The sequence below is a fragment of the Fructilactobacillus cliffordii genome, from assembly GCF_024029355.1.
Classification (GTDB): Bacteria; Bacillota; Bacilli; order Lactobacillales; family Lactobacillaceae; genus Fructilactobacillus; species Fructilactobacillus cliffordii.
The window spans coordinates 672,705-695,989 of record NZ_CP097117.1; the positions used below are offsets into that span (position 1 = coordinate 672,705).

General features: G+C 43.1%; 23 protein-coding genes and 1 tRNA gene. 4 read left to right on the forward strand and 20 right to left on the reverse strand.

The features are described 5' to 3' along the window. Nucleotides 1–12: 12 nt before the first annotated feature. A complete protein-coding gene (gene cas9 / locus M3M38_RS03440) occupies nucleotides 13–4,038 on the reverse strand; it encodes a type II CRISPR RNA-guided endonuclease Cas9 (RefSeq protein ID WP_252814797.1) in 4,026 nt (1,341 codons plus the stop codon). A 211-nt stretch (nucleotides 4,039–4,249) separates the two neighbouring features. On the opposite strand from cas9, the gene M3M38_RS03445 reads away from it, so the two are divergent. After that, entirely contained in the window at nucleotides 4,250–5,563 is a 1,314-nt protein-coding gene (locus M3M38_RS03445) for a D-alanyl-D-alanine carboxypeptidase family protein (protein ID WP_252814798.1), read from the forward strand. Nucleotides 5,564–5,611: 48 nt separating this feature from the next. Here the strand turns inward: M3M38_RS03445 and M3M38_RS03450 are convergent, their stop codons facing one another. The 13 genes from M3M38_RS03450 to M3M38_RS03510 form a co-directional block, all read right to left on the reverse strand. Continuing rightward, entirely contained in the window at nucleotides 5,612–5,884 is a 273-nt protein-coding gene (locus M3M38_RS03450) for an alpha/beta fold hydrolase (protein ID WP_252814799.1), read from the reverse strand. A gap of 18 nt (nucleotides 5,885–5,902) precedes the next feature. Beyond that, complete coding sequence (locus M3M38_RS03455; RefSeq protein WP_252814800.1) at nucleotides 5,903–6,376, reverse strand: alpha/beta fold hydrolase; 474 nt, start codon at nucleotides 6,374–6,376, stop codon at nucleotides 5,903–5,905. A gap of 122 nt (nucleotides 6,377–6,498) precedes the next feature. Next, on the reverse strand, nucleotides 6,499–9,117 hold the full coding sequence (gene adhE, locus M3M38_RS03460) for a bifunctional acetaldehyde-CoA/alcohol dehydrogenase (RefSeq protein ID WP_252814801.1): 2,619 nt from the start codon (nucleotides 9,115–9,117) through the stop codon (nucleotides 6,499–6,501). Between the two features lie 85 nt (nucleotides 9,118–9,202). Further along, complete coding sequence (gene adhP, locus M3M38_RS03465; protein ID WP_252814802.1) at nucleotides 9,203–10,231, reverse strand: alcohol dehydrogenase AdhP; 1,029 nt, start codon at nucleotides 10,229–10,231, stop codon at nucleotides 9,203–9,205. A gap of 238 nt (nucleotides 10,232–10,469) precedes the next feature. Next, nucleotides 10,470–10,543: transfer RNA gene (locus tag M3M38_RS03470), tRNA-Pro, on the reverse strand. Nucleotides 10,544–10,615: 72 nt separating this feature from the next. Further along, complete coding sequence (locus tag M3M38_RS03475; protein ID WP_252814803.1) at nucleotides 10,616–11,446, reverse strand: energy-coupling factor transporter transmembrane component T family protein; 831 nt, start codon at nucleotides 11,444–11,446, stop codon at nucleotides 10,616–10,618. Next, complete coding sequence (locus M3M38_RS03480; RefSeq protein WP_252814804.1) at nucleotides 11,439–13,136, reverse strand: ABC transporter ATP-binding protein; 1,698 nt, start codon at nucleotides 13,134–13,136, stop codon at nucleotides 11,439–11,441. Before M3M38_RS03480 ends, M3M38_RS03475 begins: the two co-directional genes overlap by 8 nt. A 6-nt stretch (nucleotides 13,137–13,142) precedes the next feature. Beyond that, nucleotides 13,143–13,691 carry an ECF-type riboflavin transporter substrate-binding protein gene (locus tag M3M38_RS03485; RefSeq protein WP_252794650.1) on the reverse strand — a complete coding sequence of 183 codons (549 nt, stop codon included), beginning with the start codon at nucleotides 13,689–13,691 and terminating at the stop codon, nucleotides 13,143–13,145. Nucleotides 13,692–13,857: 166 nt separating this feature from the next. After that, entirely contained in the window at nucleotides 13,858–14,490 is a 633-nt protein-coding gene (locus tag M3M38_RS03490; RefSeq protein WP_252814805.1) for a DNA-3-methyladenine glycosylase, read from the reverse strand. Between the two features lie 38 nt (nucleotides 14,491–14,528). Then, nucleotides 14,529–14,975, reverse strand: coding sequence for a universal stress protein (locus M3M38_RS03495; protein ID WP_252766366.1), 447 nt, complete (start codon nucleotides 14,973–14,975; stop codon nucleotides 14,529–14,531). A 65-nt stretch (nucleotides 14,976–15,040) separates the two neighbouring features. Continuing rightward, the gene (locus tag M3M38_RS03500) at nucleotides 15,041–16,633 is read right to left on the reverse strand and encodes a BCCT family transporter (RefSeq protein WP_274705804.1); all 1,593 of its coding nucleotides are present in this window, start codon (nucleotides 16,631–16,633) and stop codon (nucleotides 15,041–15,043) included. Between the two features lie 153 nt (nucleotides 16,634–16,786). Then, nucleotides 16,787–17,359: a sugar O-acetyltransferase gene (locus M3M38_RS03505; protein WP_252814807.1), complete on the reverse strand. Its 573-nt coding sequence runs from the start codon at nucleotides 17,357–17,359 to the stop codon at nucleotides 16,787–16,789. A gap of 4 nt (nucleotides 17,360–17,363) precedes the next feature. Further along, nucleotides 17,364–18,062, reverse strand: coding sequence for a ribonuclease H family protein (locus M3M38_RS03510; RefSeq protein WP_252814808.1), 699 nt, complete (start codon nucleotides 18,060–18,062; stop codon nucleotides 17,364–17,366). Between the two features lie 109 nt (nucleotides 18,063–18,171). On the opposite strand from M3M38_RS03510, the gene M3M38_RS03515 reads away from it, so the two are divergent. Next, the gene (locus tag M3M38_RS03515) at nucleotides 18,172–18,609 is read left to right on the forward strand and encodes a hypothetical protein (protein ID WP_252766370.1); all 438 of its coding nucleotides are present in this window, start codon (nucleotides 18,172–18,174) and stop codon (nucleotides 18,607–18,609) included. Between the two features lie 39 nt (nucleotides 18,610–18,648). On the opposite strand, the gene M3M38_RS07475 is transcribed toward M3M38_RS03515, so the two are convergent. Then, a complete protein-coding gene (locus tag M3M38_RS07475; protein WP_274705508.1) occupies nucleotides 18,649–18,774 on the reverse strand; it encodes a hypothetical protein in 126 nt (41 codons plus the stop codon). Between the two features lie 100 nt (nucleotides 18,775–18,874). On the opposite strand from M3M38_RS07475, the gene thiD reads away from it, so the two are divergent. After that, entirely contained in the window at nucleotides 18,875–19,678 is an 804-nt protein-coding gene (thiD, locus tag M3M38_RS03520; protein WP_252814809.1) for a bifunctional hydroxymethylpyrimidine kinase/phosphomethylpyrimidine kinase, read from the forward strand. A 50-nt stretch (nucleotides 19,679–19,728) separates the two neighbouring features. On the opposite strand, the gene M3M38_RS03525 is transcribed toward thiD, so the two are convergent. Both M3M38_RS03525 and M3M38_RS03530 read right to left on the reverse strand, forming a co-directional pair. Then, nucleotides 19,729–19,911, reverse strand: coding sequence for a hypothetical protein (locus tag M3M38_RS03525; RefSeq protein ID WP_252814810.1), 183 nt, complete (start codon nucleotides 19,909–19,911; stop codon nucleotides 19,729–19,731). Between the two features lie 3 nt (nucleotides 19,912–19,914). Then, complete coding sequence (locus M3M38_RS03530) at nucleotides 19,915–20,613, reverse strand: NAD(P)H-dependent oxidoreductase (protein ID WP_252814811.1); 699 nt, start codon at nucleotides 20,611–20,613, stop codon at nucleotides 19,915–19,917. A gap of 248 nt (nucleotides 20,614–20,861) precedes the next feature. On the opposite strand from M3M38_RS03530, the gene M3M38_RS03535 reads away from it, so the two are divergent. Further along, on the forward strand, nucleotides 20,862–21,065 hold the full coding sequence (locus M3M38_RS03535) for a cold-shock protein (RefSeq protein WP_252766374.1): 204 nt from the start codon (nucleotides 20,862–20,864) through the stop codon (nucleotides 21,063–21,065). A gap of 114 nt (nucleotides 21,066–21,179) precedes the next feature. On the opposite strand, the gene M3M38_RS03540 is transcribed toward M3M38_RS03535, so the two are convergent. Genes M3M38_RS03540 through fabI form a run of 3 tightly spaced genes read right to left on the reverse strand, consistent with a single transcriptional unit; the run spans nucleotide 21,180 to nucleotide 23,282 of the window. Beyond that, nucleotides 21,180–21,713, reverse strand: coding sequence for a TetR/AcrR family transcriptional regulator (locus tag M3M38_RS03540; protein ID WP_252814812.1), 534 nt, complete (start codon nucleotides 21,711–21,713; stop codon nucleotides 21,180–21,182). A gap of 34 nt (nucleotides 21,714–21,747) precedes the next feature. Further along, a complete protein-coding gene (locus M3M38_RS03545; protein WP_252814813.1) occupies nucleotides 21,748–22,506 on the reverse strand; it encodes a biotin--[acetyl-CoA-carboxylase] ligase in 759 nt (252 codons plus the stop codon). A gap of 8 nt (nucleotides 22,507–22,514) precedes the next feature. Further along, nucleotides 22,515–23,282, reverse strand: coding sequence for an enoyl-ACP reductase FabI (fabI, locus tag M3M38_RS03550; protein ID WP_252766377.1), 768 nt, complete (start codon nucleotides 23,280–23,282; stop codon nucleotides 22,515–22,517). Between the last annotated feature and the right edge of the window lie 3 nt (nucleotides 23,283–23,285).

Sequence of the window (23,285 nt, forward strand, 5' to 3'; positions counted from 1 at the left end):
GATACTTAAGTTTTACAAATCAGAAATTTTAACTTTACGTGAAAATAATCCGGTTGGTGATTGGTAAATGAATTCATCATTAGCATTAAAAGTTATCCCTGATCTACAGTTGAATCTACCAAATGTACTACTTAACCCAATTATTGCCAGATTACTTCTACTTGCATTTGCATGCAGCCCAATTAATAAACCATTTATTAATTTTAACATTTCATTTTTATCTTCTATGCTTTCAAAAGATTCAATAATATTATCAACATTATCGAGTTTATACATCGGCATAAATTCATATGCTGTTCTAATTATTTTTTTAAAAGATACTTTCAAATATTCCTTAGATAAAGAACCAATTGACGAGTTCAATGTTTTTAACACATCATCAGAAATTACTAATTGACTTGCATTATGTTTCTCACTACTACTTCCTAACCTAAATAGTTCTCTATCACTTCTAATTAACTGATTAATAAAAACTTTTTTTTGAATAACAGTAAATTCTGTTTTTTTACCGTTTTTACTAGTAAAGTTTTCTTGCAAAAATTTATAAATTAGATTATCTGAATCTAATTTATTTACAATAGTTAATGGAATTCCAATTAACTTATATGAAAATATTTTTTCTTTCTTGTATTTAACAAGTGACATATAAGAAATATTTTGTCCTGAATATCCACCATAAATAGAGCTCGGGCGATTTTCTTTTATATTAACTAATTTTCTTGTCCCTTTGACTTTGGCATCATGGAAAGGTGAGGGTCTTAAAGTTTGATCAAACAAATTACCATGATTAGTTTCTAGTTCCTTCGTCACCAGCATTTTCTTTAGCTGGTACACCTTACGCATATAGCCTAGTAACTGGTCCGAGTCATTTTTAATCGTTCCATCTTCAGCAACTGCATGTTCTTTCTCAAAGCGATACAAAAAGTTAAACTGCTTAAAATCTTTAATTCCAGCTTTAGCAAAGTCCCCATACACGAAATATGGTTTTAACTTCGGATATTGTTGCAATAACCAGTTACCGACAAATGCTGACAAGTAAGCATCAAATGCATGATGATAGTCATTAACGTTCCGATTTTTATAAAAGTTAAACTTGGTTCGCATGTGATGCGTTAAATCAGCTTTAATCGTCACGATGTTAGTTTGCTTATCATTTCCGTACTGATTCTGCAGAATTTCTGCCACTAGCTTAATGACCTGTCTAGTTTCCACTAACTGTCGATTAATGAAACGTCCTTGATTATCGAATTTGCTAATCTTATCCGGCGTTAACATTAAATTATTGTACTTCTTCCAGGTCATTAGTCCGTGTTCACGGAGCGTGTTCCAATATCCTTTCATCTTAGGACCAAAAATTTCACCTGGTAATTGATCAGCTTTCTTAGCTCGGTTATTACTTTGTGAAGTTAAAATCCGATTATCTAATGAATTATCAAGAATAAACGATTGGGGCAAGATGTGATCAATATCATACTGAGAAAGACGATCAATGTCCAATGGTTCCCCAGAATAGAGGTCTTTTCCCCCTTGCACAAAATATAAATACAAACGATCATTAATTTGCGCTTTGTCTTTGATTTTATCTTTTAATTCATCCTGAACGGATTCGCTAACTTCATCCTTGGCTTTTTCAAACATTTGATTTAATTGCCAAGAACGTGAATTAATCAAGCGGTGATCCTTCCGATCTTCGCGAGCAAATTCAATCATGATGTTAGCAGGAGCATGACCCATAGCCTTTTCAATGTCATCAACTACTAACAGTACCTGACGAATGGCCTTTTTGTTTTGTGGGGAAGTATATAAATCAACGATAATATCGGAAACATTTTGTTTGTCTAACTTTTTACCATTAAACTCCTGGATTGCTTCCTTGAAGCTATCATCTGCCAGCGTTTCCATTAAATTTTGTTGGGTATTCCACAAAACGTCAATTACCCGTTCTCCATTAGCGTTGGTAATCCCAGCTAACAGTTGTTTGGACAAACGTCCCCAGCCTTGATAACGATGTTTTACCAGTCGCTCCTTTTGCTCTTGGGTAAGCCAATCAATCGTGTCTAGCTTTAGCTTAAAAATGTGTCCATCTTCAAAAATGGTGGACCACTCAATGATACGCTCTAAATCAGCTTGTCGATTGGGATCATCAAGTTGATCGCCAAAGATACCTTTAAAATCATTGTAGGTCCCCAACGTGTTATTAACGTTCTTCTGATCCGTGGTTCCAGAAAGATAGGCATCCGTACTAAACCAACCTTGCGCTTGCATAAAATCATTAAGCCGTTTCAAAGAAACCCGTTTGTGTTTCTTGTATACCTGATTAAAAATTGCTTGTTTATAATCGGGGGATAACGCTACTTTGTTTCCATTTACGTTAACCTTTAACTTATTCAACTCATTTAAAACCGTAAATTCTTGGTACAACAAACTATTCTTCGGTAAAACCGGAGCCCCAATCAAATAGGTATCAGTCGCGGTCATCCGTTTAATAAAATTAGTGGCTGAAGCTGTTTTATCAACTTTTTCTTCAAAGTTCCAAGGCTTAATTTCACCTTGTTCTTTGCGTTTCATCCAGGCGAATTTCCCATCTACAGTGCTTACTTCTTCGGGATCAACCATCGGACCCACGTAATAAGGAACTCGGAAAGAAATTAAAGCATCTAAATGATCCTTTTCTTTTAATAACCACGGATAATACCGTCCCTGATTCTCAATAATGGCATCTAGTTCTTGTTGTTGTAATTGATACGGAATCGCTCCATTTTCTTTAGAACGTTGTTTAGGCATAAACTGCCCTTTATCAATTTCAGTTTCAATTTCATTAGCCAGTTCCGAATCATCTAATTGTTTCTTGACCCGTTTTGTAAATTCATCCCACGGAATCTTTTTATAACTACTGATTTCTCCATCAACATAATCAGCATAGGACTGCTTCAGTGCTTTGGCTTGTTGCTTTTTCCCAGCTTGTTTTAGTTGTCCTGCCATTCGTTTTAACCGAGCTAAGTCCCGATGATGTTGTTCATAGCGACCAATCATGGCAGCGGAAACACTTTCATACATCGATCCATCTGCTGGATTTTGTAAAATCCCGGCTAAATCAACTGCAAAGTAAAGCTTTTGAAGGATTGCTAGGATCTCTTGATCTTCATCCGTAATTTGCGAGCCTAAAGCCATAATTTTGTCGTCAAAATCATCACTATTAAAAGTTAAAGAAAATTCGTTAGCGTTAGTGACATCTTGAATTCCAAAGATAACGTTAAACTTCGCTTTCAAACCCAAAATGGCTTTCAGTAGTTCAGTTGCAACTTTTTTATTAGCCTGATTTTGATCTTTATCCCCTGTAACAAAAATTTCACCAGCGATTTGCTTTTGCCGATCACTTTTAGAGAGATTTGTATCAATTAACGTTGGAACTAGTTGATTCACATCGGCAGTAGTTTTTAACTCTAACCCGTCGCGTTGTTGCCGAACAAAAATTTCGTTTAACTGTTGGAAAGAATCCGATAAATCAATGTCACCAACTTTAAATTTATCCGCTGCTGCCTTATTTAAAAAATGTCCTCGATATTTAATCAGATGATGTAGGGCTAAATAAATTAATCGTACGTCAAACTTTTGGTTTTTCGTGGCCAAATCATGCCGTAAATGATAAATGGTGGGATATTGATGATGATAATCCTGATCAGTAAAATCAGCATCATCAAATAAAATATTCCCTGCAAACTCATGCTTTTTATTAGGGTCCAACGGTGATACGCTCGATTGGCGTAACCGCGCATAAAAACTCTGATCCACCTCTGCAATTGGCGCATCAAAAATTTCAGACAACAAGCGCAACCGCCACTTTCTTCGTGACAAACGACGCCTCGTTGTTCGGAAACCGCGACGTTCTGCAGCTGATTCCCCTTCTTTAAAAAGACGCGTTCCAATTCCATAATGACCTTTTACAGAAACCAAACGATTATTTTCATCGGTAATCGCCCACCCAATCGAACTCGTTCCAATGTCTAGTCCAATGTTATATGGTATATCCTTTGCCATCTCAGCCTCCAAAGTTAGTTAATACTCTTATTATATCATTTGCAAATCATTATTAGAAAAACAAATTTAACTGGTTAAAATACTGCTCTAGCGAACAATTATTCTATGCCAGTCCCAATTGACGCTCTTTCCATTAAAATCTAAAATGGAAATAGTCTTAACAAAATTTTAAACATCTTACTTCATGTTACTTTAAGAAAGCAGGCTCATGATGGCAAAAAATCAACCATTTAAATTATTATTACTTTCATTAATTGCCTGTCTTAGCATCGGGATACCATTACTTACCAGCCAAGCAGCTTCAAATTCACAAAACTTGCCTATAACCGACCAACAGGTTCAAGCCCAAGCAAAAGGTGCCATTGCCATAGATGCTAATAGTGGTCAAATTCTGTACGGAAAAAACATAAACCAGCGCTTACCCGCCGCTTCCGTTAGCAAATTAGTTACCATCGGCATTGTCTTACAAAAAATTAAGCAACACCAGCTCAGTTGGAACACCAAGGTGCCTATTAGTCAGCCCATTGCCACTTTAAGTCAAAATCCACTGTATACAAACGTTCCTTTGCGAACCGGACAAACGTATACAGTTAGACAGCTTTACAATGCTAGTTTAGTAACCTCAGCCAATGCTGCAGCGATGGCGCTCGGGCGCTACATTGCTGGTTCCAACGGGGATTTTGGTCAAATCATGCGCCAGACGGTCTCTAAATGGGGAGTTAAAAACGCCCAGCTTTACAATGCCTGTGGTTTAACCAACCAAGAATTAGGTTCTTTAGGTAATTCACAGCTTAGCGGAGCTACCGAAAATAAATTATCAGCCCAGGAAACTGCATTAATTGCACAAAAAGTTTACCAACTAGATCCAAAAATTGTCCAAACTACTGCTCTCCAGCAAATTAATTGGAACGGCATTCCAGAAGCTGCTACCAATCATCTGTTGGGAAGTCACGCTGGCTTCCAGGTCGATGGACTTAAAACCGGAACAAGCGACACAGCCGGTGAAAACCTCGTGTCCACCGCTACTAAAGGTAATCATCGGGTCATTACCGTAGTGATTGGGGCTGCTACCGGGCAAAGAAACTTGCAAACCGTTAAGATTCTCAACGGCCTCAATCAGCTCCAGGTGGTCAATCTACAACGAAAGAATTTACCCTACCAAAAGTTACCAGTGATTAACGGAAAACAAGCTTCCGTTCCCTTAGGCTTTCAACGAAGCCCCTACTATTGGCTTCGGAATTCGGATCAATTAAAAACAAAATTAGTGCCTAACGATGGACTCAACCAATTCTCCATGCCGTTAGCACCCATTCATAAACACCAACCCTTTGGTCAACTCAAGGTTCAAGCTCCACACCTCCAATTCATCCAACGACAATCATCATCAATTCCGGTTATCTTTACTAACTCGGATAACATCGCTTGGGGACGAATGTTCCTCGGCTGCTTCGAGTTAATCGTAATTATCGCTGGATTGGGTTACTTAGTCTATTGGCTGCAAAATCGCTACGCTCCCCGCCATTAAATGCAACTAAAAACAGGTTCTCCTATGACAAGGAAAACCTGTTTTTATTTACACTGATCGCTGTAAAAATGTGGCTAGATCCGCATAAAAACGATCTGTTTCGTCAATCATCAAATTATGACCCGAATTTGAATAGCATTTTACCTTTAATTTGGGATAGGGTTGGCGAAGTCGTTCCACGTCCTGATTGCCCACGATATTGTCATATTTACCGACCAACGCGGTGGTAGTTAATTCAGACTTTTGCCCCCTTAAATCCGGTAACGCATAACGATCAGATTGCATGGCATGAGTTAACATTGGACTCTGGTTTTGCGCCATTACGGTGGCAATCTGTTGTTAATAATATCGATATTTAAGTTGATTAAGGACTACATTCACTTCCCCAAAACCAATGCTAAATTGGGCTGCATTTGGGCTTACGTAAGTATGCTGCAATTGAGCTAGTTTTCGTTGAGTAGTTGCAGGCACCACCATTGGCACTACTAATAATTGAGCAGTTAATTCCCGTGGAAAGTAATTGGCTAATCTTGTCGTTAGATACCCGCCGTATGATTGCCCTAACACCACGAATCGTGATAACTGTAACGACTTAATGACTTGTACCACCATTTGCAGGGTTGTCGCTGAATCAATAAAGAGTTGGTCCCGCGGCTGTCCCATCCCAGGTAAGTCAATGTAAATCCGTTGGTAAGTACGCGCTTGATTTTGAAAAAAGGGCTCCAGTAGTGGCATTAAGCTAGTTCGGTCCAGTTCATATCCATGGAGCATGACCACGGGGAAACCCCTTCCTATCGTAATAAAGTTCAACATCTTGGGAGCCCCCTGTAAGCTAATCGATTTAGTTAGTTACTCAAATGATACCATTTTTAGCAGCCACACCAAAAAGCCCTCCAGCTAGAATTCCTAGCTAGAGGGCCTTCGTTTAAATTAGGTTAAACTTCTTTATCGGTTTCAGTTTCCACTCCGATTCCATCGTACTCATCCAAAATGATGTCTTTCAGATCAGCAATCAATGGTTCCTTCGGGTTGGCAGTAGTACATTGGTCCCCGTAAGCTAATTCAGCTAACCGTTGGGCTTTTTCTTCCAATTCCTCCCGGTCGACTCCTTGCGCTTTCAGACTCAGCGTAACACCAACTGAGTGAGCTAAATCAATCACTTTGTGCACCAAAGCTTCTTTTAAATCTTCATCAGTGTTGCCTTCTAAGCCGATGTAACGAGCAATTTCTGCATAGTCTTTATCAGCGCGGAAGGATTCGTACTTCGGCCACGTTGCAATCTTCTTTGGTTGTTTGAAGTTGTAACGAATAACGTGTGGCAAGGTAATTGCAATCGCAATTCCGTGGGTAATGCCGAATTGACCACCGAGTTTGTGGGCGATGGAGTGGGTAATTCCCAAGAAGGCGTTTGCAAAAGCCATCCCGGCAATCGTTGATGCGGTGTGCATCTTGTCTCGGGCTTCCATGTCACCGTTGTAAGAAGCAGTTAAGTTTTCAAAAATCATCTTAATCGCTTGCAATGACAACGGACGCGTGTAGTCAGAAGCCATGACCGAAACGTATGATTCAATGGCGTGGGTCAAAGCATCCAATCCAGAAGCAGCAATCGTGCTCTTTGGAACCGTCTTAACAAATTGTGGGTCAATGATGGCTACATCAGGAGTTAAGGCGTAATCAGCCAGTGGGTACTTGATGTGTAACTTAGCATCCGTAATAACCGAGAACGGTGTTACTTCGGAACCGGTTCCGGAAGTACTTGGGATGGCAACCATTTTTGACTTGCTTGGTTTTTCAAAGCGGTAAGCCCGTTTCCGAATGTCTAAGAATTTTTGCTTGGCACCAAAGAAGTCCGTTTCGGAGTTTTCGTAGATTAACCACATCATCTTAGCAGCATCTAGTGGTGATCCTCCCCCAAGGGCAATGATTGTATCCGGTTGGAAACCACGCATTTGCAGTACTCCAGCATCCACCGTTTCCGTCGTTGGTTCACCGTGAATGTCATCAAAGATGTAGTATTGGACATCGTCGTCACGAGCGTTTAATTCGTCGAGCACCTTGTCAACGTAATGGTATTTAACCATGGATGGACTCGTAACAATAAAGGCTTTGTGAATGTCCGGCATATCCTTGAGGTAACGCACGGAGTTCTTTTCGAAGTAAATTTTTGGTAGTTTAATCCATTGCATATTATTTCTTCTCTTTGCGATTGTTTTGATGTTCAACAGGTCGTAATCCGTTACGTTATGGGAAATTGAGTTTTGTCCCCATGATCCAGTTCCTAATGTTAAGGATGGGGTCATGTTGTTGTACAAGTTCCCAATTCCACCTAATCCAGATGGTGAGTTTACAATAATCCGAGAAGCTTTGACAGAAACCCCGAACTTCGTCGCTAATTCTTCGTTCCGAGTTTGAATGGCAGCCGTGTGTCCTAATCCACCGTAATCCAGCAGCTTGTTTACGATTTCAAAGGCTTCTTTGTGGCCTTTAGCTCGGTAAACGGAAATCACTGGTGATAATTTTTCCCCAGACATTGGGTACTTTGGTCCAATTCCTGTCATTTCCACGGCAAGCACTTGAGTGTCCTTTGGAACCTTGATGTTTGCCATGTCAGCAATTTGTTGGGCCGTTGCTCCAGCGATCGGACCCTTAACGCTTAAACGAGTGCTATCAAACATTGCGTCAGTTAATTGTTGTTGTTCGGCTTCTGGAACAAAGTAAACCCGGTTGCGTTCCAATTGTTCCTTCACATCATCGTAAATATCATCATCAATAACGGCACTGTTTTCAGTGGCACAAATCATTCCGTTATCAAAGGTCTTGGATAACACAATATCGTTCACGGCTTCTGGAATCTTAGCGGTCTTTTCGATATAAACCGGACCGTTACCAGGACCCACCCCTAAAGCGGGTTTCCCAGTGGAGTAAGCGGCTTTAACTAAACCAGGACCACCAGTTGCTAAGGTACATGCTACGCCAGGGTTCTTAATTAAAGCATTCGTAGCTTCCCGACTTGGTTCTTCAATCCATTGGATGCAGTCTTTAGGTGCACCAGCGGCCACAGCGGCATCCCGCATGATTTTAGCGGCTTCAATTGAAGACTTTAAAGCTTGGGGATGCAAACTAAAGATGATGGCATTCCGCGTCTTCATCGAAATGATGGACTTGAACAACGTAGTGGAAGTTGGGTTCGTTACTGGCGTAATTCCTGCAATGACACCCAGTGGCTCTGCCACTTTTACTAAATCTTCTTCCGAGTTTTCGTCAATCACACCAACCGTTTTGTCGTTGCGAATGTCGTGCCAGATTTCTTCAGTGGCAAATAAGTTCTTGATGGCCTTGTCTTCAGCGACTCCCCGTCCCGTTTCTTCGTAAGCCATTTTACCAAGACGTTGGTGCGCATCGACTCCGGCAATTACCATGGCGTGCGTAATTTCATCAACTTTAGCTTGGTCAAAACTACTCATTTCGTCTAAGGCAACGTGAGCCCGTTTCACCATCTTGTCGATGGTATTGTCAATTTGTTTGAGTTGTTTTTCTTCTTTTTTGTCAGACATGTTCTTTCCTCCGGTTACTTCCATGTTCTGCAGTACTTGCCCCTCCGATTGAGGAGCAAGGCGTTTTGCCGGTTGTTACAATAAATTAGGCAGTTGCGCCCGTAAAATCAAAGACTACCCGACCAACAATCTTGCCGGCCTTCATGTCGTCAATCACGTGGTTAATGTTTTCCAATTTGTCAGTTCTAACGATCGGTTCCACTTCACCAGCGGCCCCAAATTGGAAGGTTTCTCGTAAATCTTCTCGAGTTCCGACTAACGAACCAGCGACTTTGATTCCGTCTAAGACCGTCTTATCAATGTTTAAGGCCATATCACCCTTTGGCAAAGCCACGGCAACCAACGTTCCGTTCGGAGCCAAAGCGTTCACCGCGTTGGTAAAGGCAGCTGCACTAACGGCGGTTACGATCGAAGCATCGACTCCACCATCAGTGGCCTTAATGATTTGTTCCGTCGCGTCGTCATCGTGCCGATTAATTACCACATCGGCCCCGTTTTCCTTAGCGGCTTTCAACTTGTCAGGATCACCGTCGGTAACCACTACCCGGGCCCCAAAAACATGTTTTGCCAGTTGCACGGCTAAGTTACCTAAGCCACCGGCCCCGACGATTTCAACCCAGTCACCTGGTTTGGTGTCCCCTTCCTTCAAGGCCTTGTAAGTCGTTACTCCGGCACAAGTTAAGGAAGTGGCTTGGATTGGGTCCAATCCATCAGGAACTTTGACAGCGTACTTGGCATCTACGATACATTCTTCCGCCATCGCACCATCCACGCTGAATCCAGCGTTTTTAACGTTCCGACAGAGAGTTTCGTTACCGGTAACACAGTAACGACAAGTTCCGTCAGCAGAGTAGAACCAAGCGATTGACACTCGATCTCCCACTTTCAGGTTATCCACGTCTTTTCCGACTTGAATGACCTTTCCGACTCCTTCGTGACCAATAATTCGACCTGGAACTTCACCAAAGTCCCCGGCAGCAACGTGTAAATCAGTGTGACATAAACCACAGTATTCAATCTTAACTAATGCTTCATGATCTTCGATCGGACGTAATTGAACGTCTTTGACATCCACGTACCCATCAGAGTTCGGACGCACAACAGCTGCTTTCATGATTGTTTCCCCTTTCCAAACCTTTACTTTACGAATTCATTATATTGTTAAATTATTCACATGTCAACTAAAAAAACACTTATTTTTATTAAAAATAACTAAAGGTAGTTGGATAAATACCATAACAATCGCTTTATCATACCCAATCGGGTAAAACTTAATTTTGTGTGATAATTAACAAAATTAATAAAAAAAGTGGAACCCGCAAGCGCGAGTTCCACTCTAGTCGTAATTCTAATCGGGATAACAGGAATTGAACCTGCGACCTCATACTCCCGAAGCATGCGCTCTACCAAGCTGAGCTATATCCCGTTAGTATCATTACTTAACTATGATACCACAAATTCAGTTGATGGTTAAACCGCAAATTGATTAACATCCCCTTCACTGAAACGGATTGTAAAAACGACCGTGATTAACCTGGAACAATAAAATGGTAATCATCAGCAATAGAATTGCTAGTCCTACCACCAGTGCATCCGTTCCTCGAAAGAGTTGCGCAGTGTACCACGTCCGTTTTTTCTTGCTACCAAAACGACGTAGTTGCATCGCTGTACTGATTCGGTCGATATTTTCAAAACTGGATAAAATCAACGGAATAATGATATTAATAATTCCGTGTAAGCGCGTGGTCAGTTTCCCTTTAGCAGAAAGTTCACTCCCCCGTGCTTGTTGGGCATCCTTGATGTCTCCAAATTCGCGTTGGACGTCCGGGATGTAACGCAGTGTTAGCGCCACGGCGTAGCTAATTTTGTAGCTAATTCCCAACCGATTCAGACTGGATGCAAACAAACTCGGATTGGTTGTCATGATGAACACCAACGCGAGCGGAACCGTGCAGACGTACTTTAAGGTCACGTTTAACAGGTAAAATAGTTCCTGCGTCGTTACCGTAAAATAACCGGCCGAAATGAGCACCGTTTTTGCACCATAAAGATGCACTCCGTATTGCGGTGAAAAGACAAAGACCAGAATCACGTTCAAAATCGAGAAAAAGGCAATAAACTTCACCACAAACGCCACCTGACGCCACTTTAAGTGAGACCACTTGAAAACTAGAAGTGACAAAATAGCCACTAAAACCAAAAAGCGCGTATCAAAGGTCGTCATGCAGGCCACCGATACAATCAGGAAAAAAAGAAGCTTTGCGGCCGCATTAATGCGGTAGATAAACGTGGTACCGGGATGATACCCTAACGTATTGGCCTCATTCATGCTGTTTCCCCCTCTCCTTTAATGCCATCATCAAATTCGCTTCGGTAGTGCCTGCTTGCTTCGCTAACGTAGCCAAACTGGTAGAACAAAGGTGTGCAGCGTTCATCAACTTGGAATTCCGTAATAACTGGTTAGGTGTGACGTCAGCCGCTAATTTCCCATCGTTCACCACTAACACCCGGTTACTATACTGGGCCATCAGTTCTAAATCATGCGTAATTAACATGATGGTAATTTCTTGTTGGTGTAATTGTTCCAAAAAGGTCATAATTTCCGTGTAGGTTTGCCAATCCTGTCCGGCCGTGGGTTCATCCAAAATTAAGAGCTGCGGATGTAACACCAAAATCGCGGCAATCGTCACCCGTTTTCGTTGTCCAAAACTCAACGCACTGAGCGGCCAGTTCCGGAATGGATAGAGTCCACAAATTTTTAAAACATCGTTCACTTGAGTTTCAATGTGCTCCGCTTGCCGTAACCGTAGTCCCAGAGCCACTTCCGCAAAAACCGTTTTTTGTGACAACATTTGGTTCGGGTCCTGCATTACGTACCCAATGTGGTCCGCAATTTCCTTAATGGACGCAGTTGCCAATGATTCGCCCTGCCACGTAATCGTCCCGGTCCCGCGCAAAAAACCACAGATTAACTTCATCAAAGTCGATTTCCCAGCTCCGTTTTGTCCGACCACGCTGATAAAATCCCCTTGGTGAATGGTACAATCAACTCCAGCCAGGGTCGCGTGATCCTGATTGGGATACTGAAACCCAACGTTTTGTAGTTCCAGCAATGCGGAACCCTGAGGCTCTGGACGCGCTTGTTGAACTGATTCTTCACTCCACCGATGAATTTGCTCTAGTTCCGCCGGCATTAATTCTAATTGCTGAACGTGATCTAAATACGGTTGCCGTTGCACGTCAATTCCCGCAGCCTTTAACACCCGCACGTAAAGTGGCGGTTCGATGCCATTTTCTTCTAAGCGTTCTGTTTTTAGCAATATATCCAGATCAGAATCGCTAACTACCCGGCCTTCGCTGAGTACGATGGCATGATCAAAAGCGACAGAGGAAACTAAATCTAAGCGGTGTTCAATCATCACGAGAGTAAACCCGAGTTCTGCTTGTAACTTGGTCACCAGTGCCAAAATTTCGTGACTAGCAACGGGATCCAGGTTCGCTAAGGGTTCGTCTAGTAATAAAATCGGTGCCTGATTGACTAAAACTCCTGCCAACGAAACCTTTTGTTTTTGTCCTCCAGATAGTGACTGGGGTGACTGGTTCAGTAACCCATTAATTTGCAGGCGGTGCGCCCACTCGGCCACCACCTGCTTCATCTGGGCTTGGGGCATGGCATCGTTTTCTAACATAAAAGCGATGTCTTCTGCAGCGGTTAAACCCGTAAACTGACTGTCCGGGTCCTGCAAAACCGTCGAAACTGAAAAGGAAAGGTCAAATAACGACGTGGCTCCAACCGGATGACCGGCAATTTTCCCGGTTCCCGTTATATCGCCAGGATCTTCCTCTGGAATTAAACCATTAATACACTTAGCCAGGGTCGATTTCCCACTTCCGGAGGGACCCAAAATTAATAGTTTTTCGCCAGGATGAACAGCGAGATTTACGTTCGTAAGGTTAGCTTCCGCCTGACTGTTATATTTAAACGAAAAATCACTAAATTTAATGATTGGTTCTGTCATAAGCTCCTACTCTTTTCGTAAACTATCCTTGCGGACCCGAGTAGCGGCGTAGGCTTTAATCAAAATGGTGCCTAAGATTCCCACGGAGATGCTGTCCAAGGTTCCAGATAACAACCCTTGGACGTAAACCTTACTAGCGGGTTCGCTGTAAATTAAAATATCCAAAGTCGGAGCTACAAACGCCCATAAAACGTAGTTAGTCACAATTTGAATCAGATTAAACCACACAGCGTCTTTCCAGCCAAAAATTCCTTGGTTCACCTTGAAGTACTTACCAAAGAATCCAATCACGAGCCCAAATAAGGCGGAACAGAGCACCCAACTCCACCAAGGATTCCCAAACATCATGAAGTCGTTTAACGCATGCCCAATAAACCCGACCGAAAAGCCAACCACTGGTCCGTAAATCAATGCAAAGAGAGCCAAAAAAGCGTAGGTTGTCGCTAAATTAGTATTGGGAAATCCCGTCGGAATGGAGGCAAACCGATCCAAAATCACGAAAATGGCGGCCCCAATTCCAATGGCGACCACTTTTTTTACCGATAAACTTTTCATTAGCAAAATTCTCCTTCTAATTTCTTGTCGATGCTATTCATTATACGGTTAATTATGGATTATCTCAATCCGTTTTGCAAAATAGTTCGGCTTTAATCCTAGTTTTGCTAACTTTTCCTAACTAAAAACGCAGGTTCCTAATTGAGGAACCTGCGTCCGTTTGGTGTTAATTTTTCCAACCGTGATTTTCTAAGTCAAAGTCGCGTTTCGGTAACTTGGAAACGTACGGATTACCAGCAACGTAGAAGCGATACGGTTTTTCCGTCCAACTCCCGCGGTCGCTCACGCCAATCCGACCACTCGCCACGATTTGTTTGGGAATCTTGCCATGATCTAAATCAATGTCTAAATCCGTTTCCCCAAATTCCAACTCATTCAGGTGCTTATCCGTGATACCCAGGGCTTCCATTAACTTTCCAGGCCCATTGGTTAAATCGTAACCATGTTTAGACCGGTTTTGCTCCATTAATGCTCGTCCCTGGACTGGTTCTATCCCGCGAATCAAAATCCCCTCGGGAACGTCCTGCGCTTGCGCCGCCACATCTAAGCAGAGCCGAGAATGAATCGAATAAATGTAAATCGTCCCGGGAACTCCATAAAGAGCTTCGTTCGCAGGAGTACGTTTGCCTTGATAAGCATGTGCGGCCGAATCTCGTTGACCTAGATAGGCCTCAGCCTCCGTAATATAACCACTCATTAATCCTTGCGGTGAGTGATAAATCAAGAGTTTGCCTAACAAGCGTTGCGTAATTTCATCCGTGGTCCCCGTTGCAAAGAACCGTCGCAGTCGTTCTGTCACCGTCCGTGCCCGCCTTTAAAAATCACCATTATCAAATATTACCGTACTACGATTACTGAAATCTTGGCCTTTTTCGCCAACTTCACGCTGATGCTGTAAAAATGGTGTTCTCCATCCTTATCGGCACCACAAACGAGTAAGTCGGGCTTAAAGTCTGGAATAATCGTATCCAGAATTTCGTCATCGATGTCACCACCTTCACTGGCAATGGCTGTGACGTTTTCTACCCCGAATTCCTTAGCCAAATCCACGTACTTGTAAATGACTTGGTTCAAAGCCTCCCGCTTCTCGTCTAATTTCTTCGGTGTCAGAGAATCGTAAATGTTAATGTCACCACCCTCTAATACCGAACAAATCCCGAGCTGAGCGTTAAATGTTTTCGCTTGGGTAACCGCGTAGCGAAGTGCCCGCACGTTAGCATCTGGATCATCAGCGTCAATCGTCAATAAAATCCGGTTGAATTCTAATGGTTCTACCTTAGCCATGTATCTCACCTCCTCGTTCATATCATAGCATGAAACCGACAACCGCGCCCACGAAATTTTGCGCGTTAATCATCGTCGTCATCCTTAGCATTCAACTTGGCAATCATATGCCGGGCCCGAATTCGCCGCATCTTTTCCTTCTTCTTTTCAACCCGCATGTCTTCCATTCCCTTGGCCTTTAACACAATACCTTCGTCGTTTTTCACCATGTGATAAATGGAAATCAGAATCATAATGCAGACAAACATCAACGGAAAACCAGCAATCGCACAGAACGTTTGGATGGTATCAAATCCACCTACAACCACGATTCCAAAGGCAAAGAGGACAAAAACGATGACCCATGTCATCCGGTTCAATTGGCTCGGATCCTGATTGCCCTTTAGCTCCAGGCTTGTAAAAGACGACACGATGTAGGCCGAAGATGAAATCGTGGTGGCCAGGAAGATGAAACAGGAAATACAGTAGACCGCAAACACAATCCCCTTCATTGGCAAGGTCCCTAGAACCGCCGTAATCACGGCCGCCTGCCCGTGGGTGTTCAAGATATGGACTAGGTTCACGACTCCATTTTTCTGCAACCACAGCGAGTAGCCCCCGAGGATGGCGTAGAAACTCAAACAACCGGCCGAACCATACATCAACATTCCCAGCAAGACCTGCCGAATCGTCCGGCCCTTGGAAATCCGGGCAATGAACAATCCCATAACTGGCATGTATGATAACCACCAACCCCAGTAAAAGATCGTTTCAGAGTTAGCAATGTCAGGGGTGCCGTTCGGTACCGTGTTGGTGCTCAATTTCACGAAGTTGCTGGTTAACAGGCCTAAACTGTTGGTTTCGGAACTCAAAATGTAAATCGTGGGTCCCACCAGTAAAACAAAGGCCAGAAACAAAATAGCAGTCCAGATATGCATATCACTTAGACGGTCAATTCCCCCGTTCAAACCGTGCCAAACGGTCCAAGCAAAGATTACGAACAGGATGGCAAATAAGCCCATTTTGAGCGCCATGTTATCGGGCCAACCGGTTAAACCACTCAAAACGTTGGAAATAATCGGAATTTCCATTCCCACGGACGAACCGACTCCACCCATGATTCCAAAGACGACCAAAAAATCAACCAGCTGGCGCCCGACGTACTGCCACTTCGCGTCTCCCTGCAAAAAATTAATGGACTTACTAAGTCGCTGCACCTTGTTTTTCTTAACAAACAAAATATAGCCAATTGAGATGGCTGCGGGCGCAAACATCATCCAGGCCATCGGTCCCCAGTCAAATTGACCTAACATGTGGGCGTAATTATAAGCATCCTCAGAAAAGGGCCTAATCCCAAAGGCCGGGTGGGAAACGTACCGAATTGGGTCCACCATGCTCAGCATTAGGATACTGGCATCAATGGCCGTTGCAAAGACCATGCTCCCCCATTGCAAACTACTGTATTGAGGCACAGAATTAGCATCCCCCAGTTTAATCGAACCGTATTTACTAAAAATCAACCACAAGAAAAAAACGAAGTTAATGATGTAAACCATCATGTACGCCCAACCCATTTGTTTGGTAATCCATGCAAGCGCCGTTGCCAGGTCCCCCTGTAACGTACTGCCACCAGCAATTAGAATCACTGATGCCACCACAAAAATCACCATGGTCGGGATAAAAACGAATTTATCAATGTTGAAATGCTTTAAAATAATGGTCCCCCTGAAAGCGCTAGGCTTTTTTCATACAAAAATACCGCTACGTGAATCGAAATTCAAAATTAATAGCGGTATTTACAACTTTACTAAATTACTCTGATTATAACACTTTTATTTTTCCTGCAAATTGCTGTTATCAATCTGCTTAATGACTTGGGCGGGATTACCGGCAATCACCACGTCGTCTCCAAACGACTTGGTGACAACCGAGCCAGCCCCAACGACCACGTTATTCCCCAGAGTAACCCCAGGTAAAATGGTTACGCCGCCGCCAAACCAAGCATTATCGCCAATCGTAATGGGAGCGCCCAGTTCCACATCGTTAATTCGTTCCTGGGCATTTAAAGGATGGATGTTGGTATACAAACTACAATTAGGTCCGATGTAACAGTTTTTCCCAAACCGAATTGGGCATGAATCAAGCAGAGTCAAGTGATAGTTACCAAAGAAATTATTCCCGATGTGCACGTTAAATCCGTAATCGAATTGCAAGTCCGTTTCCATGAAGAACTCATCTCCGGTCTCTGCGAACAGACCCTTAATCATGGCGTTCCGTTCTTCGTTGTCTGGAGTGTTATTAATCTTTTGTAATATCTTACGCACTAAAATTCTTCGGTTAATTAGCTCGTGATCGAACTGGTTAAATGCTTCTCCAGCGGTCATCTTTTCTCGTTCCGTTGTCATCCTATCAATTCCCTTCCATTTGATCCATCGTCTGGTTTAAACGTTCGTCAACGTACACGTTCCCCTGATTAGTCGCGTGTCCCTTGGTCCAGGCCAGTTGAAGGTGTGGAAACTCGGCCAGTAAGATGTCGAGTTCTTGCCACAGTTCCTGGTTCTTCAATTCCCCAGCTGCCCGGCGCCAACCCCGTCGTTTCCAGCCAGCCAACCAGCCTTTTTGAATCGCATCTAACACGTACTTAGAATCAGACACCACGCCTACACTGCGCTGTTGCAGCTGGTTCACTCGTAACCATTGTAACGCTTTTACTAACGCTGTGATTTCCATCTTATTGTTAGTGACGCCCCATTCACCACCCGAATCGCTGTGTTGGCGACCCTGCCAATCAATTAGATAGGCCCACGCAGCAGGATCGGTTGCTTTGACGTGGCCACCCGCAACGTTGCCGTGGTTACGTGATCCCCCATCCGTAAAGACCACAATTTCCGGGCGACTGTGTGAACTGGAATGAGTCGGTTCAGCTGGTTGCTTGGATGATCGAGGCGTTGCTTGCTTTAAAAATTGCTGGGCGGCCATTTGCGTTGAAAAACTCTGGTACTGAGCTCCCGAAAAGCCCTCGACCTGTGCCTTGGCCTCCGACCAGGTTTGGTAGATACCCGGTTTTCGTCCCTTTTTAACGGCATAATACTTTTTCGTCTTCGTCATCAGATGCCTCCGTTTATCAAAAATAAAAATTTCAGAATTAGTTGGTCTAAATCCTTTGCAGGACGCGCTTTTTATGTAAAAATAATAGTATAAGTAGGAGGAGAATAATATGTCTGAGCTTAATATTAAACTAATCACGGCCGACCAAGCCATGAAAATGTTGCGTGATCGTCACGCCAAGCGCAATGAACGTTTTCCTCAATTAATCTCAGCTGGTAGTTTTATCCTACCTGATTACTATTTAACCAGAAAAAGAGAAGCCTTTAAAATTAGACGGCACACCTTCTTAAAGAAAAAGTCGCGTTCGTACGTAGCCTTTGATTCTGAAAACGGACAAACGTTATGGTTACGGAATTTTAACAGTCTCTCCGAAGCAATGTTTTGGCTAAATACAGGTTTAAAACCAGCTGACACAGACTCCAGTAATTCATTTGCCAAATGGAAAGAGAGTCACGCCACAGAGATCAATGAACTCAAGGATCAACTGCGAGCCATGTCCAAATTGAAGAAAAAGGAAATTGTGAAGGCTACGAAAGCCAAAAAATAAGAAAAGGGATTACGAATTAATTCGTAATCCCTTTTTAATTTACTTAGCAGCAGGTTTTTGTTTCAAAAACTTTTGTAAATCTGCAACTCGTTTTTCTTCTTTTTTGCGTTTTTTCTGGTCAATTGGACGTCGACCTTGGACACCATTTGGATGACAAATTCTCATGATGAACACTCCTTTACTTTAGACTTACAAATAACAGCTCTATGTATTATAATACATCCAACGCAGAAAAATCAAATTTCTCCAGGAAGGTAGATCTCTTATGCTCAATGATTATCCCCAAGTTGTCACCATCGCCGGGAGTGATAGCGATGGTAGTGCCGGCATGCAAGCCGACCTTTTAACCTTTTTTGCTAAAAAAGTTTACGGAGCGACCATCATCACTGCCTGTGTGGCGGGAAACTCCTTTGGAATCCACGCGGGTGTCAATATGGATGCCGACTTCATTAGTCAGGAGTTTAAGGACCTCGCGGATGATTTTCACATTCGGGCAGCTAAAACCGGGATGCTAGCCGATGCAGACATCATCAACACCGTCGCCGATAACTACGAAAAGTACAACTTCGGTCCCCTGGTGGTTGATCCGGTTATCATTACCAAACACGGGGATATGTTACTCGAACAAGCAGCATACGAGACACTGGTGCAACGGTTAATTCCCCTGGCAGAAGTTTTAACCCCGAACTTCTTTGAAGCCGTTAAACTTAGTGGCTTGGATCCCGAACTGCCTGATTTTCAAGAAAAGGCAGCCCACAAGCTCCAGGAAATGGGAGCTCGCAACGTCATGGTTAAAGGTCGGCACGATCAAAAGGAGCAGGAAACGGTGACCGACTACGTTTTACTAGAAAATGGTCAGTCCTTCAAAATGACAGAACCATACTACGAAACCACTCATAAGAACGGAACCGGTGATACCCTTTCCGCGGCCATTACGGCGGAACTAGGTCTGGGTAAATCTGTAGAAACCGCGATTCGGAGTGCCAAAAAATACGTTGATGCCTGCATTAAAAACGGGATTAACGTTGGTCATCAATTTGGTCCCATTAACCACTGGGCCTCTAATTAACCCCATAACCAAAAGTAACCCTAGCTATTTAACAGCTAGGGTTATTTTTTTTACCACTTCGAGGGACTCCAAATCCGGCCGTCAAGCTCAGCTTCGGCTTGTTCAATTCGGACGACCTGTGCATGAACCAATTGTTGTGTGGCCTGTAACAGAGCACTCGTCGTGATGGATTCATTCTGAGTCGCATTTTCTAGTTCAGTTAACTCAGCTAATAACCACTTTTCGGTATCCATGGTTTATCCCTCCTCTGCTTGGCGAATTAGTTTAATTTGTTCCTTTAAATCATCCAGGTGCTCTTGCTGTTCTTGCAGTTGGTTAATAATGAGCTGAATTTGTGGTTGCTGGGCCTGTGGTTGACTAACTTGCCACTTTTGTAACTGGTCAATTATCCACGCCACTCGTTGCTGAAATCGCAACGGCTGGGGAGCGGTTAAATACTGTTGATATTTGATTAGTAATTTTGCTTGCTCCGTGTCCGTTAGGTACGCAAATTGATTAATCACCAACGGCTTTAAAAACTGCATGCCGGCACGGTGCGCCAACGCTCGATACGGAGTTAAAACTTCCGAGATGCTAAAGCCTTCCGTTCCCCCCGCTTGAAACTCTTGTTCTGGGTAGCCTAAGGAAGTAACAATTCCCAGTTGCTTGTCAGCCAATTTTCCCTGTTCACTAGCAAAGGTAAAGGCACGGGTTAACACATCATCTTCCCACTGCTTCAAAAGTGCCGGAGCACTGTACCAGTACATGGGAAATTGAAAAATAATGCGATCAGCCTGCAACAACATTTGTTGTTCTGATGCCACGTCTAACGGTTCATCGCTAACCGTTAGTTTGTGCCAAGTGACCGAATCAAAGTCAGCCTGGGCGCGTCTTAAAAAGGCCTGGGTGCTTGAATCATCGTATTCAGGATGAGCTACAATTACCAATGTCTGCAAGTTAATTTCCTCCATTCTGCTAGCTTTTATTGTACGGTTTCCCGTAACTGCGGTAAAGCAAGGTGGCCTTAGCTAGAAAAAATCATCCATTAGTATTGACTTTGCGATGAGTCGTGTTATACTAAAGTCAATGTTTGATAGGTTTCGAGTTTTTAAGGTTTCTTGTTTTATTTTATATGGAATGACTTCCTTATTAGATTCAAACTAAAGCAACATTAAATTTATATTTTTTATGGAGGTTTCATATTATGAAGCAAGGTACTGTTAAATGGTTTAACGCTGACAAGGGTTACGGTTTTATTACAACTGACGATGGTGACGTATTCGTTCACTTCTCAGCTATCAACAAAGACGGTTTCAAAACCCTTGACGAAGGCGAAAAAGTTACTTTAGACGTTGAAGATGGCGACCGTGGCCCACAAGCTGCTAACGTTACTCCCGTTGAAGACTAATTAGCCTTTACGAAAAAGGACTCACAATTGTGAGTCCTTTTTTTGTTGCCTCAAATTACGTAAAAAGCGATTGCCGGACTCAAATCCAGCAATCGCTTTTTTGTTGTTAACTTTTTATTTTAGGTGCATGTATTTAGACGCAAAAATCACGAGTTCTTCAACCGATTGTTGCATGTCATTCTTAGTCCAGACCACAATCACTTCGGTTAATCCCCCGGATATCATGGCTACCAAAAATTGGGAGGATTGCTCCCGGGTAATCAGAATTTGCTGATCCACCAGGGTTTTAATGTAGGTCGAGAGAGATTCCAGCAACAGGTTAGTCAAATTATTTTGTACCAACGCTTCCATCATCAACTTATTTTCCTTAATTAGTGTGAAAAAAATCGTTGCAACATCGTAAAAGGCTAAATACTTTTGGGTGGAAAGTCGTTGGATGAAATACCCATAAACCATCTCAAATTGACTCTTAATCACTTCTTCCTTAGTATGGAAGTTCCGATAGAAGGTCATTCGCGACACGTTGGCCTGTTTACAAATCGCCTTCACGGTGATGTCTGCGTAGTTCTTTTCCAGCATTAACTCAAATAATCCTAAGATAATGCGTTGACGCGTCTGTTCCCGTTTCTGATGCCGATTTAATTTCACCTGAATCCCTCTTCTCTTCCATTTTTCATTATTATTACTGGATCGGACGAAGATGCGTTGCCTCGTCTGGAGTGAGATGGTGCAACTGACCATTTTGATCAACTAACTCTAAACGCAGTTGCTGATCTAATCCTTGGAGTAAACCCCGTTCCAACTGATTCCCCACTTGGACTTGCACCAGTTGATCCCGCCATAACAAATGTTGATTGTAACAATCCCGTACCTGTTGTCCATCTGGATGAGCGCTAAAATCAACTACCTGCCGATATAGGGCGGCAATTAACTGGTTTTTCGCTACCATCGTCGTACTAAGAGCTGTAGCATTTACGGTGGCTAAAGATCGGTGCGGTGCTAAATTTAAGCCAATTCCAATCAAAAAGCTTTCCGGCTGGTTTTCGGCATCACTTTTGAGCTCGACCAAAATTCCTCCGACCTTGTGGTTGTACAAATAGAGATCATTAACCCACTTTAACGAAGTGGGTTTCCATAGCACCATTTGCAACACCTGCTGAGTGGCAGCGGCCACGCCCATCGTCAATAAACCCGGTTGTTGTAAAAAAACGGGCCGGACGGGGATGACAATCGTCACGTAAACCCCCGTATCTGGCGCCGTAAATGAATGACCTCGTTGCCCACGGCCGGCTGTCATCCGATCAGCTGCAATTAAATGAATCCCGGGTAAACTGAGTTGCTCCGCCACCGTCATGGTGGAATCTACCTCGGCAAACAGATGGAGATGGTGCTCGTCCAATCCGGTTTGAGCTAACAAGTAATCTTGCTCTAACTTAGTCATGGATAAACCTAAGCGTTAAACAGGTGGACCCCTTTATCAACGTAAATAACGTCCCCCGTAATTCCAGTTGCTAAGTCACTTAACAAGAAGGCCACAGCGTTACCAATTTCTAACTTCGAAACACTCTTACCGTCGGTTGTGAGGGATTCTGATTCCTTCAAGAGATCTCCATGTCCTTTGACACCAGTTACTGCTAACGTCCGCACGGCCCCAGCGGAAACGGCATTAACCCGTACTCCGGCTTCACCGAGTTCCGTAGCTAGGTAACGAACTTCGGCTTCTAAGGAAGCCTTGGCAATTCCCATGATGTTGTAGTTTGGAATTGCGTAAGTAGAACCCATGTAAGTCATCGTAACGATACTTCCGGGATTGTTCAAAATTTTGCTAGCGTAACGCGTAACAGAGATTAAGGAGTAGGCACTTACGTCTTGAGCGAGGTTAAACCCAGCTTCCTTCGTGTTAATCACTCCGTTTTGTAACGTTTCTTTATCTGCGTAAGCGATAGCGTGTAACACTCCATCAATGTTTCCAAATTGAGCATGAATGTCTGTAAACGTTTTTTCGACGTTACTGTCGTCAGCCACGTCACATTCAAACATCGGCGTATCTGGATCGACAAACCGGTCTAAACTCTTTTTCATCCGGTCGTTTTGGTAGGTTAAAATTACTTGCCCACCTAGTTCAGTAACAGCACGGGCACAGCCCCAGGCAATACTTTTTTTGTTTGCCACTCCCATGATGACAATTTTTTTACCTTCTAATAAATTAGCAGCCATGAT